The organism is Haloarcula onubensis (assembly GCF_031624605.1).
Classification (GTDB): domain Archaea; phylum Halobacteriota; class Halobacteria; order Halobacteriales; family Haloarculaceae; genus Haloarcula; species Haloarcula onubensis.
In genome coordinates this window covers 220,124-234,448 of the sequence record NZ_JAMQOS010000005.1, presented here as the reverse complement: position 1 = coordinate 234,448, position 14,325 = coordinate 220,124, and the positions used below count along the sequence as shown (strand labels likewise).

At 68.6% G+C, this 14,325-nt stretch carries 13 protein-coding genes; 10 read left to right on the top strand and 3 right to left on the bottom strand.

What is annotated here, in order from left to right; all coding sequences use genetic code 11:
• Nucleotides 1-105 precede the first annotated feature (105 nt).
• From NDI86_RS15760 to NDI86_RS15750, 3 genes are all read left to right on the top strand, one after another.
• Nucleotides 106-324 (top strand): DUF3311 domain-containing protein, encoded by a 219-nt coding sequence (locus tag NDI86_RS15760; protein ID WP_310901397.1) that lies wholly within the window; start codon nt 106-108, stop codon nt 322-324.
• Nucleotides 317-1,843 (top strand): sodium:solute symporter family protein, encoded by a 1,527-nt coding sequence (locus tag NDI86_RS15755; protein ID WP_310901396.1) that lies wholly within the window; start codon nt 317-319, stop codon nt 1,841-1,843. The genes NDI86_RS15760 and NDI86_RS15755 overlap by 8 nt, the downstream gene beginning before the upstream one ends.
• 172 nt (nt 1,844-2,015) lie before the next feature.
• Nucleotides 2,016-2,708, top strand: a complete 693-nt coding sequence (locus tag NDI86_RS15750) for a cupredoxin domain-containing protein (RefSeq protein ID WP_310901395.1) — start codon at nt 2,016-2,018, stop codon at nt 2,706-2,708.
• A 3-nt stretch (nt 2,709-2,711) separates the two neighbouring features.
• Here the strand turns inward: NDI86_RS15750 and NDI86_RS15745 are convergent, their stop codons facing one another.
• On the bottom strand, nt 2,712-3,353 hold the full coding sequence (locus tag NDI86_RS15745; RefSeq protein WP_310901394.1) for a type IV pilin domain-containing protein: 642 nt from the start codon (nt 3,351-3,353) through the stop codon (nt 2,712-2,714).
• A gap of 267 nt (nt 3,354-3,620) precedes the next feature.
• Between NDI86_RS15745 and NDI86_RS15740 the strand changes: the two genes are divergently transcribed.
• The 4 genes from NDI86_RS15740 (at nt 3,621) to NDI86_RS15725 (ending at nt 9,953) form a co-directional block, all read left to right on the top strand.
• Nucleotides 3,621-6,299, top strand: coding sequence for a valine--tRNA ligase (locus NDI86_RS15740; RefSeq protein WP_310901393.1), 2,679 nt, complete (start codon nt 3,621-3,623; stop codon nt 6,297-6,299).
• Nucleotides 6,300-6,362: 63 nt separating this feature from the next.
• On the top strand, nt 6,363-7,163 hold the full coding sequence (locus NDI86_RS15735; protein ID WP_310901392.1) for a hypothetical protein: 801 nt from the start codon (nt 6,363-6,365) through the stop codon (nt 7,161-7,163).
• Between the two features lie 70 nt (nt 7,164-7,233).
• Nucleotides 7,234-8,658 carry a citrate/2-methylcitrate synthase gene (locus tag NDI86_RS15730; protein ID WP_310901391.1) on the top strand — a complete coding sequence of 475 codons (1,425 nt, stop codon included), beginning with the start codon at nt 7,234-7,236 and terminating at the stop codon, nt 8,656-8,658.
• 161 nt (nt 8,659-8,819) lie between these two features.
• A complete protein-coding gene (locus NDI86_RS15725; protein WP_310901390.1) occupies nt 8,820-9,953 on the top strand; it encodes a citrate synthase in 1,134 nt (377 codons plus the stop codon).
• Nucleotides 9,954-10,053: 100 nt separating this feature from the next.
• On the opposite strand, the gene NDI86_RS15720 is transcribed toward NDI86_RS15725, so the two are convergent.
• Nucleotides 10,054-10,821, bottom strand: coding sequence for a DUF1405 domain-containing protein (locus NDI86_RS15720; RefSeq protein WP_310901389.1), 768 nt, complete (start codon nt 10,819-10,821; stop codon nt 10,054-10,056).
• Between the two features lie 198 nt (nt 10,822-11,019).
• Here NDI86_RS15720 and pdxS point away from each other — a divergent pair, with 198 nt between their 5' ends.
• Complete coding sequence (pdxS, locus tag NDI86_RS15715; protein ID WP_310901388.1) at nt 11,020-11,928, top strand: pyridoxal 5'-phosphate synthase lyase subunit PdxS; 909 nt, start codon at nt 11,020-11,022, stop codon at nt 11,926-11,928.
• An 86-nt stretch (nt 11,929-12,014) separates the two neighbouring features.
• The gene (locus NDI86_RS15710; protein WP_310901387.1) at nt 12,015-13,223 is read left to right on the top strand and encodes a mechanosensitive ion channel family protein; all 1,209 of its coding nucleotides are present in this window, start codon (nt 12,015-12,017) and stop codon (nt 13,221-13,223) included.
• Here NDI86_RS15710 and NDI86_RS15705 read toward each other — a convergent pair.
• Nucleotides 13,220-13,528: a hypothetical protein gene (locus tag NDI86_RS15705; protein ID WP_310901386.1), complete on the bottom strand. Its 309-nt coding sequence runs from the start codon at nt 13,526-13,528 to the stop codon at nt 13,220-13,222. The genes NDI86_RS15710 and NDI86_RS15705 overlap by 4 nt on opposite strands.
• A 153-nt stretch (nt 13,529-13,681) precedes the next feature.
• On the opposite strand from NDI86_RS15705, the gene NDI86_RS15700 reads away from it, so the two are divergent.
• Nucleotides 13,682-14,263 carry a DUF2150 family protein gene (locus tag NDI86_RS15700; RefSeq protein WP_310901385.1) on the top strand — a complete coding sequence of 194 codons (582 nt, stop codon included), beginning with the start codon at nt 13,682-13,684 and terminating at the stop codon, nt 14,261-14,263.
• Nucleotides 14,264-14,325: the final 62 nt, after the last annotated feature.

Here is a 14,325-nt window from a genome sequence, read left to right as displayed (position 1 = left end):
TCACGAGGAGTCGACGGAGCCGGTTGTTGAAGAGAATAGTTCTTCAAATATAGCGCGTGATGAAACATCACGCATTAGTATCGCCAGCGGCTAGCCAACGATAGAATGAGCACCGTTCGAATCCTCGCGTGGACAGTCGTCGCGCTGGTGCTGATGGCGCTCGCCGTGCCGTGGTTCCTCTGGGGCGAAGCCCGGACGGCCGTCGGGCTCCCGCTGTGGCTGTGGTGGCACGTCGGCTGGATGGCACTCGCCAGCCTCGTCTTCGCCGTCTTCGCGCGCACCGACTGGGGTCTCGGCGTCGAGGAGGTGAGCCAGCGTGGCTGAGACGACGCTGGAACTCGGTATCGTCGGCGGGTACATGCTCGTCGCGCTCGCAGTGGGCGTCGTCGCCTACCGCCTGACCGACCGCACCGCCGAGGACTACTACCTCGCGAGTCGGACGCTCGGGACCGTCGTGTTGCTCTTTACGACGTTCGCGACGCTGCTGTCGGCCTTTACCTTCTTCGGCGGCCCGAACCTCGCCTACAGCGCCGGTCCCGAGTGGATTCTCGTCATGGGGCTGATGGACGGCGTCATCTTCGCCGTCCTCTGGTACGTCCTGGGGTACAAGCAGTGGCTGGTCGGCAAGCGCCACGGCTACGTGACCCTGGGCGAGATGCTGGGCGACCGCTTTGGCTCGACCCCGCTCCGGGTCGTCGTCGCCGCCGTCAGCCTCTTCTGGCTGTTCCCGTACGTGATGCTCCAGCAGAAGGGCGCGGGCCAGGCCATCGTCGGGCTGACCGGCGGCGCCGTCCCGTTCTGGGTCGGCGCGGGCGGCATCACCCTGTTCATGGTGGGCTACGTCGCCCTGTCGGGGATGCGCGGCGTCGCCTGGACTGACACCCTCCAGGGCCTGTTTATGCTCTCTATCGTCTGGGTCGCGGTGGCGTGGGTCCTCTCGGCCGTCGGCGGCGCCGGCGCAGCGACCGCCGCGCTGGGGGCGAGCGAGCCCGCTTTCCTCGGCCTCGGCGGCGGGCTCTACACGCCCCAGTACATCGTCTCGACGGCGGTGAGCATCGCCTTCGGCGTGACGATGTTCCCCCAGATAAACCAGCGCTTCTTCGCCGCCGGGTCGAAGAAAGTGCTCAAGCGCACGTTCGCGCTGTGGCCGGTGCTGGTCGTGCTCCTCTTCGTCCCCGCCTTCATGCTGGGCGCGTGGGCGGCCGGGCTGGGCGTCACGGTGCCGGAGGGCGGCAACGTCGTTCCCGCAATCCTGAGCGAGTACACGCCGACGTGGTTCGCCGCGCTGGTCGTCGCCGGCGCGATGGCGGCGATGATGTCCTCCAGCGACTCGATGCTCCTGTCGGGGTCGTCGTACCTGACCCGTGACCTCTACCGGCCCCTGACCGGGCGCGACGACGCCAGCGACGAGCGGACCGACCGCCGCGAGGCGCTGCTGGCCCGCGCGGGCGTGGTCGCCTTCGCGACGCTCTCCTTCGTCGCCAGCCTCTACACGCCGGGGACGCTGGTCCAGATAGGCGACACCGCCTTCAGCGGCTTCGCACAGCTCACGGTGCCGGTCGCGCTGGCGCTGTACTGGCGCGGGACGACCCGCACCGGGATGTTCGCCGGCGTCGTCGGGAGCCAGTTGTTCTACGGCCTGCACGTCTTCCCGGTCGTCGCGACGCTCGCGGGGCTGGTCGGGGCCGACATCGCGCTGCCCGCGGCGTATCTGGGCTGGTCGCCGGGTATCGTGGGCATCCTCGTCGGCGGCCTGCTTACCGTCTCGGTCTCGCTGGTGACGGCGCCCGCCGCGACCGAGGACCGGACCGCCTACGCCGTCTCCGGCGTCGAGAGCGACTGACAGCGGAGCCAACGGCGCCCGTTCGTCACCCGGCCCGTGCGAGAGACTCTCTGTTAATACACATTCATTACCTGCTATCGCATATCCGGTCAGCGTGAAATCCGATATATCCGGAAGTAAAGCTGGTAATTTATCTGCAGATGACGTGACGAGCAACCGACGGCGGGTGCTCATGGGACTGGGTGCGGCCGCGGCGATGGGGCTGGCCGGCTGTTCGGGTTCGGACGCGACCGGAACCCCGACGGCGGGGACGACCACCGGCACACCGACGGGCGGGGACGGCAGCGACGCCGTCGACCCTCGCTTCGGGTACGTGGGGACCGCTGGCACCGAACCACCGGTGGAAGCCGACCACACGGTCGACCTGAACATCCGACCGCGCGACCCGGTCCCCGTCCCGGAGTTCTACTTCGAGCCGACCGGTCTCTCCGTCGACCCCGGCGACACCGTTCGGTTCAACATGGCTACGCCACATCACAACGTCAACGCCTACCACCCGGAGTTCGGATACGCCCAGCGCGTGCCGGCGGACGCGCCGGCGTACTCGTCGCCGATTCTCACCGGCGGCGACTACTGGCTCTACACCTTCGAGACCGAGGGCGTCCACAACATCATGTGTGCGCCCCACGAGGTGTTCGGAATGGTGGGCACCGTCGTCGTCGGGTCTGCCAGTGGGCCGGGCGCGAACCCGGTCGGCGAGGCGCCCAAGCCGACCCCGCAGTCGCGGCCGCCGGAGTTCACCGCCGGAACCGTGCTGAGCGACCCGGCGATGGACCCGGACAACATCGTCGAGCAGGGTAGCGTCTCCTGGAACGACATCGCCGACGAGAACAAGCGACTGCTGCTGGAACCGGTCGAGGCGTAGCGGTCACCCGGTCACTTCGTGTTCCGCTAAGACAGTCGTCTCGTCGCTACGTTCGGACGTCCAGACGACCCGGACGGTGTCGCCGACGTCGAGGTCGATGTGGTTGTCCGTGGGGGCCGTTCGTTCCCCCGTGGGGACGAGGATATTCTCGCTGATGTTGTCCGAGCCGCCCTGTGGGTCGGAGCTGTCGCCGGTGACGACAGTGTACCCCGGGGTACCGTCGTCGAGAGCCGGGTCGTCACCGTGGACGACAGTGACGCTACTCCCCGCCGAGACCGTTCCGGAGCCGTCCCACAGCCCCGACTTCACGTCACAGTCGGGCCCACAGCCGTCGACGGTTATCCCCCACGCCCGCTCCCCGTCGACGCGGACGCTGAGTCGGCCCTCCTCTATCGCATCGCCGCCGGTCTGGGTGATAGTGACCACGTAGAACTTCGCGTAGTTGCTCCCTGTCGCGTTGACGTACATGGTCTCCTGTTGGATGTCGAACGAGGCCTGGGGGGCCGGCGTGGCCGTCGACTCGCCGATATCGAGCGCGAACGTCGCGACTACCGCGGCGAGAATCACCGCGATAGCCACCAGCAGAACGACCGAAATGACCGAGCTAACCGCAGACTCGTCCTCGTAAATCTGGTACCGGCACACAGCGTTTACTTGTCAAATCATGCTACTTAACCGCTTATACCGTTACCAGTTGTGAAACCGTCGGTGGACGGTCTGTGAGAAGCGAAAATAGAACGGAGTCACACGAAACCGAAGTCGTTTAGCCCCCGGTTGGCTCACATAGAGGTAATGGCGCGTCGAGCACACAGCCCGCCCGTTCTCGTACCGGTAGTAGGGGTCTCCACGCCCCACTAATCTCACCTCTCGACGCCCGCACCGTTTTCGACCGACTGCGACCAGCCAGCCGACATGAGTGACACACAGGACCCACCGACCGAGGAATCGCCAGCCGACCAGCAGCTCACGGGCGAGTACGACCCCAGCGACATCGAACCCAAGTGGCAGGACCACTGGGTGAACGCCGACACCTACGCCTACGACGGGGACGCCGACACCCGCTTTGCCATCGACACGCCCCCGCCCACGGTGTCGGGGAACCTCCACATGGGGCACCTCTACCAGTTCACGCTGCAGGACTTCGTCGCGCGCTACCACCGGATGGCCGACGACACCGTCTACTTCCCCTTCGGCTACGACGACAACGGCATCGCCAGCGAGCGGCTCACAGAGCGCGAACTCGACATCCGCCACCAGGACTACGAACGGCGGGTGTTCCAGGAGAAGTGCCGCGAGGTCTGTGCCGACTACGAGGAGGAGTTCACCGAGGACGTCCAGTCGCTCGCCATCTCCGTCGACTGGGACAACACCTACAAGACCATCGCGCCGGAGGTCCAGCGGGTCTCGCAACTCTCTTTCCTCGACCTCTACGAGCAGGGCCGGGAGTACCGCCAGCGCGCGCCGACCATCTGGTGTCCCGACTGCGAGACCGCCATCTCGCAGGTCGAACAGGAGGACGAGGACAAGGCCACGAAGTTCAACGACATCGCCTTCGACCTCGTCGCCGACAGCGAAGGTCCCATCACGTGGGACGAGACGTTCACCATCTCGACGACCCGACCCGAACTCCTGCCCGCCTGCGTCTCCGTCTTCGTCCACCCCGACGACGACGAGAACCAGCATCTGGTCGGCGGCACCGCGCGGGTGCCGCTGTTCGAGCAGGAGGTCCCCATCATCGCCGACGAGCGCGTCGACATGGAGACCGGTTCCGGCCTCGTGATGTGCTGTACTTTCGGCGACCAGAACGACATCGAGTGGTACCAGGCCCACGACCTGGACCTCCGACTCGCCATCGACGAGTCCGCGACGATGACCGAGGTCGCGGGCGACTACGAGGGCATGAGCACCCACGAGGCCCGCGAGGCCATCATCGAGGACTTAGACAGCGAGGGCTACCTGCTCGAATCGCGCGACCACGACCACACCGTCCAGGTCCACGAGCGCTGCGGCGTCGAGGTCGAGTATCTCGTCACCGAGCAGTGGTACATCGAGATGCTCGACAAGAAAGACGAGTACCTCGAAGCCGGTCGGGAGATGGACTGGTACCCCGAGAAGATGTTCAGCCGCTACCAGCACTGGATTGAGGGCCTGGAGTGGGACTGGTGTATCTCCCGCCAGCGCGACTCGGGCATCCCGATTCCGGTCTGGTACTGCGAGGATTGTGGCGAACCGGTCATGGCGAGGCGCGAGGACCTCCCCGTCGACCCCCTCTCGGACGACCCGCCGGTCGACGCCTGTCCCGAGTGCGGACACGGCGACCTCACGCCGGAGGAGGACGTCTTCGACACCTGGGCCACCTCGTCGCTGACGCCGCTCGTGAACGCGGGCTGGGACTGGGATTCGGGCGCCGAGGACTTCGTCTGGGACAACCCCGAACTCTACCCGTTCGACCTCCGCCCGCAGGGCCACGACATCATCTCCTTTTGGCTGTTCCACACCGTCGTCAAGTGCTACGAACACACCGGCGAGGTCCCCTTCGACAGCGTCATGATAAACGGGATGGTGCTGGACGAGAACCGCGAGGCGATGTCCAAGTCGAAGGGCAACGTCATCCCGCCCAGCGAAGTGCTGGAGAACTTCCCGGTCGACGCCGCCCGCTACTGGGCCGCGGGCACCTCCATCGGCGACGACTTCCCGTACAAGGAGGGCGACCTCGAAGCCGGCGAGCGCCTGCTCCAGAAGCTCTGGAACGCCTCCCGGCTGGTCGACCAGCTCACGCCCGCCGCGGTGCCCGAGGAGCCCGACGAACTGTCGTCGGTCGACCGCTGGCTGCTCGCGGAACTCGACGCGACTATCGACTCCGTCACCGCGAAGTTCGAGGACTACGCCTTCTCGAAGGCCCGCAACGAGCTACGCTCGTTCTTCTGGAACACGTTCTGTGACGACTACCTCGAAATCGCGAAACAGCGGGTCTCCGAGGGGAGCGACGCGTCGACCGAGTACACGCTCCTCACTGCGCACCGGACCTTCCTGAAGCTCTTTGCCCCGTTCCTCCCGCACATCACGGAGGAACTGTGGGATAGACTCGCGTATGGCGACGCTGACACCGGCGGCTCCGTCCACACCACCGACTGGCCCGTCGCTGGCGGCTACGAGGCCGACCTCGAAGCCGGCGAGACGGCGATGGAGGTCGTCTCCGCCCTGCGCCGGTACAAGACCGAGAACGGCCTCCCGCTGAACGCCGACCTCGACCACGTCGAGGTGTACGGCCACGTCGAGGGCTTCGAGGCGGCAATCGGCGAGGCGATGCACGTCGAGCGGCTGGACACCTACGAGGACGCCCCCGACATCACCACCGAGGTAAGCGGTATCGACCTCGACTACTCCGTCGTCGGCCCGGAGTTCGGTAGCGACGTGGGCGCCATCGACGGCGGCATCGAGTCGGGCGACTACGAAATCGAGGACGGCCGGCTCGTCGTCGCCGGCGAGTTCGAACTCGGCTCCGACCTCTTCGAGGTCGAGGAGACCCGAACCTACTCCGGCGAGGGCGAGATGACCGAGACCGAGAACGCGGTCGTCGTCGTGCGGTAGGGCGACGGTCCCGCCGCCGACCGACCGCACAGCTTTATTTTCCGCCGCAGTGAGCCACCAGCCATGCACGGGAACCCACCGGCCGCGCTGGGGAGTGGGGCCTACGTCGCCGGGGTCGCAGGCGCCGCGGCGCTGGTGGCCGGCCGCCCTCTCGCCGCCGGCGCCGCCGTCGCCGTCGCGGGGCTCTGTCTGGGTATCGTCGCGGGCGGGCTGGCGGTCACTCGCACCCGACTGCTGGCCCGGCGCGTGGCCTCGCGGGCGACCGGCCTCGCGGTGCTGGCACTCGGGCTCTGGGTCACGTGGACGGGGGTCCAAAGCGGCGCCGGCACCCGCTACCAGTTCACCATCGGCAGCGTCTTCCTCGCCGTCGTCGGCTGGGCCGTGATGGTGAGGGGCGACGGCGCCGCCGGGGTGGCTGACGGCGACGGGCGCTCGGAGACGCTGGCCGTGCTCCCGTGGACGACGGACGGCAGGGGCGTCACCGACGCCCGACGGCGGCAACTCGAACGCCTCGTCGACGTGGCCGCCCTCGTCGTCGTCACCGGTCTCTTCGTCCGGGCGGCCGTCCTGTCGGACCCCTCGAGCTGGCTCTTCGGCGGGCTCTTTCTGGCCGTCTTCCTCCCCGGGGCGCGCTCGCGGGTACGGCTGACCGACGCGGGACTGGTCACCACGCGATACGTCTGCTGGCGAGTTCCGTTCGACCTGACCCAGACCCCCTGGACGCGGGTCTACGGCTACGAGGCGACCGACGACCGGGTCACGATTGCGACGGAGTTCGGACCCGACCTCGTCTACGACCGGGCACGAATCGACGACAGCGAGCGGGTCGTCGGGGTCCTCGACGAGCGCGTGCCGAGGCTCTGAGCCGGGCGTGTCTCTGACGGCGGCCCCGCGACGGGAAAACAGCTAACACCGCACCTGCCCATCAGCGGACGTGACACACTCGGTCTTCGACCCCGGACTGGAGGCGATAACGGTCGCGGAGACCGAACTCAGCGACGTGGACGGCGACGCCGGCGAACTCGTCGTCAGGGGGTACCCCATCGCGGAGCTTGCGGCCAACGCGACCTACGAGGAGGCGGTGTCGCTGTTGCTGACCGGGCGGCTGCCGCCGGCCGACGAACTGCGAGCGTTCCGGTCGTCGCTGGCCGACGCCCGCGCACTGCCGGACGGCGTCGGCCCGGTGCTCCGGGCCGCGGCGGCCGAGGACGCCGACCCGATGGACGCGCTGCGGATGGGGCTGGCCGCCGCCTCGCTCGGTCTCGGGGACGCGGCCCCCCGCGCCGTCGCCCGACGCGTCGTCGCCGTCGTGCCGACTATCGTCGCCGCCCACTGGCGCTATCGGGAGGGCGAGTCGCCGGTCGCGCCGGACCCGGACCTCGGCCACGCCGCGAACTACCGATACGTGGTGACGGGCGAGGAACCGACGGCGGCCCAGCGACGGGCACTGGAGACGTTCCTGACGACGATGGTCGACCACGGGCTGAACCCCTCGACGTTCACCGCCCGGACCGTGGTCTCGACGGAGTCCGACCTCGTCTCGGCGGCCACGGCGGCCGTCGGCGCGCTGAAGGGGCGACGCCACGGCGGCAATCTCCAGCGCGTCTTCGACCTGCTCCGGGCGGCCCACGAGGCCGACGACGTGGCGGCGGTGGTCGAGGCGCGACTCGATTCGGCGGGGTGGCTCCCCGGCTTCGGCCACCGGCTCTACGACGTTCGGGACCCGCGGGCGGCCGTGCTCTCGGCGGCGCTGGAGGCGCTGCCCGGCGCGACGAGCGACGCCTTCCGGGCGACGGTCAGAGAGCTCGAGACCGCCGGGACGGCCGCGCTTTCCGAGCGCCAGCAGCGGCGTAGCGCCCCGACCGTCGAGTTCTACGCCGCGGCGCTGCTGTACAGCGTAGGCGTCCCGCCGGCGCTGTTCACGCCGACCTTCGCCGTCGCCCGCGTCGGCGGCTGGATGGCCCACTGCCTCGAACAGCGGGCGAACAACGAACTGGTCCGGCCGGTCGCGCGCTACGTCGGCGAGACCGGGCGCTCGTGGACGCCCGTCGAGGAGCGGGGCACCGACTCGGCGGCGTCGCGTCGCGCGGCGGTCGGGCCGGTGGCCGAGCGGCTGTCGACCCTCTCCGAGCCGGCGCGCCTGGAGATACTGCTCGCGCTCGCCGACGCGGCGACCCCGGTCGAGTACTCGACACTGCTGGCCGCCACGTCCATCGACGACAACGGGCGGTTCAACTACCACCTGCGACAGCTCCGTGGCACCTTCGTCGATAGCCGCGACGGGGGGTACGCCCTCAGCGCGGCCGGCCAGCGCGTCGTCGACGACGTCGTGACCGGTGACCTCCTGCCCGGAGAGTGAACAGCGGGGCCGTGAGTGGAGAACGCGCGTTCTCCATCGACGACGCGTCGGCGCCGGACCGCCCGGAGTCCGGTCTGGACGCCCCGTCCACAGACACGTCACGAATGCTACAGAAGCGCAGTTCTCCGAGCGTTTAGGGGTCGCTGGCGCCTGTGTACGGTATGCCCCGACAACAGCTTCGGTCCGGACTGGAGGGTGTCACCGTCGCCGAGACGCGGCTGAGCGACATCGACGGCGAGGCCGGCGAGCTCGTCGTCGGCGGGTTCCCCGTCGAGACGCTGGCGACGAACGCCAGCTACGAGGAGACGCTCTTCCTGATGCTGGAGGACCGACTGCCGACGGCCGACGAACTCGCGGGCTTTCGCGCGGACCTGGCCGCCCGGCGTGACCTCTGTGAGGCGGCCCACGCCGTCGTTCGCCGCGCCGCCGCCGACGGCGAGTCGGCGATGGACGCCCTGCGGATGGGGCTGGCGGCGGCGAGTCTCGACGCCGACACCGGCGACCACCGCGCGGCGGCCAAGCGCGTCGTCGCCGTCGTCCCGACTATCGTCGCCGCCTACTGGCGCTACCGCGAGGGCGAGTCGCCGGTCGACCCCGACCCGGACCTCGGCCACGCCGCGAACTACCTCGCGATGCTCACCGGCGAGACGCCGGACGACCACGCCGTCCGGGGCCTGGAGACCTATCTGAACACCGTCGTCGACCACGGCCTGAACGCCTCGACGTTCACCGCCCGGACCGTGGTCTCGACGGAGTCCGACCTCGTCTCGGCGGCCACGGCGGCCGTCGGCGCGCTGAAGGGGCCGCTCCACGGCGGCGCGCCGGGACCGGTCCTGGAGATGTTGCGGACGGTCCACGAGACGGGCGACCCGGCGGCGTACGTCCGTGAGACGCTCGACGCCGGAGAGCGACTGATGGGCTTCGGTCACCGAGTGTACCGGGTGCGCGACCCACGCGCCGCGGTGCTCTCGACCGCTGCCGAGCGGTTCTACGGCGCGGCCGGCGAGCGGGCGTTCTACGACACCGTCGAGCAGTTCGAGTCGGTGGCGCTGGACCTCCTCGCCGAGCACAAGCCCGACCGGCGGCTGGCGACGAACGTGGAGTTCTACACCGCCGCCCTGCTCCACGGCGTCGGGGTCCCGCGCGAACTGTTCACCCCGACGTTCGCCGTCGCCCGCTCGGGCGGCTGGATGGCCCACTGCCTCGAACAACTGGCCGACAACCGGCTGGTCAGACCCGTCTCGCGGTACGTCGGCGAGACCGACCGCGAGTGGACGCCCGTCGAACGGCGGTGACCGGCTTCCCTCCCCCGCTGACGCACACCTCCACCAGCCCGCCCTCCTGACGCCTCTCCCCTGCCGACAGTCGTCCCCGCTGACGCCACCACCCGGCCCCTCACCGCCGTTTCAGCTTCTCCGCGCGCGTCGCCAGCGCCAGAAAGGTCGCCAGAATCGTCAGCGTGACCGCCCAGCCCGCCGCGAGGTCGTGGGCCAGGACGGTGTGGTCGAACTCCCAGTACGTGAGCAGTGGCTCGCCCCGCAGCCAGGTGTGGTGGGGGCCGTCCAGCACGGGCACGAAGTAGTCGACGACGTCGTTGAAGCCGTACCAGAAGACGGCGACGGCGACGGCCGGAACCGAGAACGTCGCGTAGCGGTGGATGAGAAACGCCTCGACGGCCATCGCCACGTGCGAGAAGATGAGGAACCAGTAGAGCCACGGCGCGATACCCTCGCTGCCGTTGATGAACAACTGGACGTACGGGGTCCACAGGCCCAGTTTGATGCAGCCGAAAAAGGCCAGCGCGTGGAGCCACTGGGCGTCCCAGTCGAGTTTCCACGCGGCGAAGGATAGCCCGATGAACAGCGTCGCGACGGGCGAGTCCGGAATCAGCGGATAGGCCAGCGGCGGCGCGGCGCCCAGTTGCCCGCCCAGCAGCGGCGGGGCGAGGTCGGTCGGCTGCCCGGCGTAGTACCAGAAGCCAAACAGCGTCCCGACGAGGTTGACGATGGCGATGGGCCACGCGAGGCGGAGGCCGACGTTTTCGAGCCACTCGGGCAGCGGCGCGACGTAGCGGGGCAACCCCTCGGTCGGCGGTAGCGACCCGTCGAAGTACCGGGCCACGAGCGACTCGATTCGACGCCCCACCCGGTTCACGGCCGACATACCAGCCCGTGTGTGTTCCGCTCGTAAACCGATAGCGGTTGTGTGGGGCGGGCGTGGGCGTCGCCGTATCGCGGGCCAAGGTGCCACCGGCAAGATTCGAGTCCGGTCAGCGGACGGCGGCGACAGCGTTACCCACAGAATCCACGTCTAGGGGCGGAAGGACACGGGTTAAGTGAATCCAGTCCTAAGCCCGGCGTAATGGCTGAAGCTACCGATTTAGAGGAACTCCGCCGCGGCACTGACCTGGTCAAGCGCGGCTTCGCGAAGATGCAGAAAGGCGGCGTCATCATGGACGTCGTCACGGCCGAACAGGCCCGTATCGCCGAGGACGTCGGCGCGGTCGCCGTCATGAACCTCGAAGCGGTGCCGGCCGACATCCGCAAGCGAGGGGGCGTCGCGCGGATGGCCGACCCCGCCTCGCTGGAGTCGGTCATCGACGAGGTGTCCATCCCGGTGATGGGCAAGGCCCGTATCGGCCACCGGAAGGAGGCCGAGATTCTGGAGGCGGCGGGCGCGGACATGCTCGACGAGAGCGAGGTGCTGACCCCCGCCGACGACCGCTACCACATCGACAAGCGCGACTTCACCGCGCCCTTTGTCTGTGGGGCGCGCAACCTGCAGGAGGCCCTGCGCCGCATCGACGAGGGCGCGGCGATGATTCGGACCAAGGGCGAGGCCGGCACCGGCGACGTGAACCAGGCCGTCCACCACCAGCGCAACATCAAGGGGTCGATTCGCAAACTGGAGGGGATGAGCTACGAGGAACGCGAGAAGTGGGCCCGCGAGCACGAGGCCCCCGCCGACCTCGTCCACGAGACGGCGGACATGGGTCGCCTGCCCGTCGTCAACTTCGCCGCCGGCGGCATCGCGACGCCGGCCGACGCCGCGCTCATGATGCACCACGGCTGTGACGGCATCTTCGTCGGCTCGGGCATCTTCGGCGCGGAGGACCCGGAAGCGATGGGCACCGCCATCGTCGAAGCGGTGAACAACTGGGACGACGCCGAGAAGCTGACCGAGATATCCAAGAACGTCGGCAAGGGGATGAAAGGCGACGCGAACGCCGACCTCCCCGAGGAAGAGAAGTTGCAGGGACGGGGCGTCTGAGCGGACGGCACGGCCGGTTTTTCGGCGCACCTCGCTCGGTTATCCAAAGACGAAGAACCAAGTCCGTCGGCGAGTGACAGAGGAGTGTGCAGCAGACGGAGACGGCCGCGACCGGCGCAAACGAGGGGTTGCTGGACCTGATCAGGGCGTTCCAGGAGACACTCGAGGGACTGGCTGTCAGCCAGGGCCGCGTCGTCGCGACGGCCCTCCTTCTCACCGTCCTCGTCGTCACCGTCGTCGTCGTTCCGGCGGTGCTCTCACGGCTCCGCGCCGTCGCCATCGAGCGGATGGGCGCCGAGGAGTCGGGCAACGTGTTGCAGACGCTGGCCGCCTACACCCCGACGACGTTTCGCGGACTGCTCCTGCGGACCACGCAGGTGACGGTACTCGCCATCGTCGTCCTCTCTTTTCTCGTCGTCTGGGGCGTCGCGGACGTGACCGCGGCGCTCCGGCCGTTTCTGGCGGACAGAGACCCGACGCTCGTCCCGACGATACAGACCATCGTCCTCGTCATGCTGGCGTTCGTCGCGTCGGACCAGCTCCAGCGGTGGATAGACCGCTTCTCCACGGCGGTCGCCGACTTCACCGAACACCAGGAGGAGATTCTCCTCCGCATCGGCCAGGTAACCATCTTCGTCACCGTCGGCGCGACCATCTTCGCGGTCTGGAGCGTCAACATCGGCGGCCTGCTCGTCGGGGCCGGCTTCCTCGGTATCGTCGTCGGCTTCGCCGCGCGACAGACGCTTGGGTCGCTCATCGCCGGCTTCGTCCTGATGTTCTCGCGACCGTTCACCATCGGCGACTGGGTCGTCATCGGCGACCAGGAGGGCATCGTCACCGACATCACCATCTTCAACACGCGCCTGGAGAACTTCGACGGGGAGTTCGTCGTCATCCCGAACGACAGGGTGAGCGACAGCGCCATCACCAACCGAAGCCGGAAGGGGCTCCTGCGCCTGACGCTCGACGTCGGCGTGGACTACGAGGTGGACGTTGACGCGGCCAAAGAACTGGCGCGCGAGGCGATGATGGACGTCACCGACGTCGTCGACTCACCGCCGCCACAGGTCGTCCCGAAGGCCTTCGGCGACTCCGCCGTGGTGCTGGAACTGCGCTTCTGGATAGACCACCCGACGCCGCCCCGCAAGTGGCGGGCCGTCTCGGCCGTGGTGCGAGCGGTGAAGGCCGCGTTCGACGAGGCGGGCATCGACATTCCCTTCCCCCAGCGCACGCTCACCATGCGGGAGGAGGCCGCCGCCACCGAGACGCCGCGCGGTATCCAGTCTGAGGACTAGCCGTAGAGCCCCGCGAGCAGGAGTCCGGCACCGAGCAGCCAGCAGCCACACAGCGCCGTGAGCGTCGCGACGTGGACGAGCCAGGCCAGTCCGACGCCGCCAAGCAGCGGGGCATCCATGGCCCGCATCGCGAGCGCGACGCCGCCCGCGGGCGAGGCGGCCGTGGCGAGCAGTCCGGCGAGCGCGCCCGCGGCGACCGGCACGGTCAGCGCGACGATACCGAGCCCCAGTCGTAGCAGGACTGTACCGACGAGCGCCGGGTCGAGGCGGCCGGTCGGCCGGGCGGCGGAGCCGCCGTGTGCCATACCGTACCATACCATCTCCGAGCTGATAAATATCGCCGTCGACCCCGTAGTGCCTGAGCCGGAAAGCAGGGCTCCCGTCGTGCGGTTACCACGCTGGGCTCCGGCGCCAGTGGCTGTCGAAGCTATTATCCCCAGGCGCACGTACGAGGTGATATGAGCACGCCGCCGGGGGAGTACTACACAGACGAACGCTGGCAGAACTGGCTCGACCGCATCGAAAACGAGGGGATAGACCCCGAAGACGAGGACTCCGCGCGACTCCTGTTGAACCTGCAGGACGACGCCGCCATCGCGGTCGCGAAGATACTCACCGACTACGAGGACGGCGACATAGACGAGGAGACGGCGCTGTCCGAGCTGGCGGGGGTCCGCGAGATAGTTCTCGACGATATCGACATCGACGACGAGGAGACGCTGATGCTCATCGACGGCGTGCAGACCTCGCTGGTCTGTGTCTTCTACGCCGCCGAGGAGTACACCGCCGAGGGCGTCGCGAGCGAGGCGACCGTCCCGGACTACGTCGGCGCGGCCGCCGACGCCGAGGCCGAGGAGGACTTAGACGCCGCGCTGGGCTACTGCGTGCAGGCGGGCACGCGCATCATCGACGGGGACGAACTCCCGATGGACGTCGTCGAGGAGCTCGAATACGGGCTCGTCTCCGAGTGGGTCAACGGGCTGGACAGCCTCCAGACGGCGCTGTCGGACCCGGAAGTCGTCGAAGAAGACGAGGACTGAGCGGCCGTTTTCTCTCGAACCGGCGCGGCGAACGCTGGCTGGACCCGGTCGTTTTCGCGTCC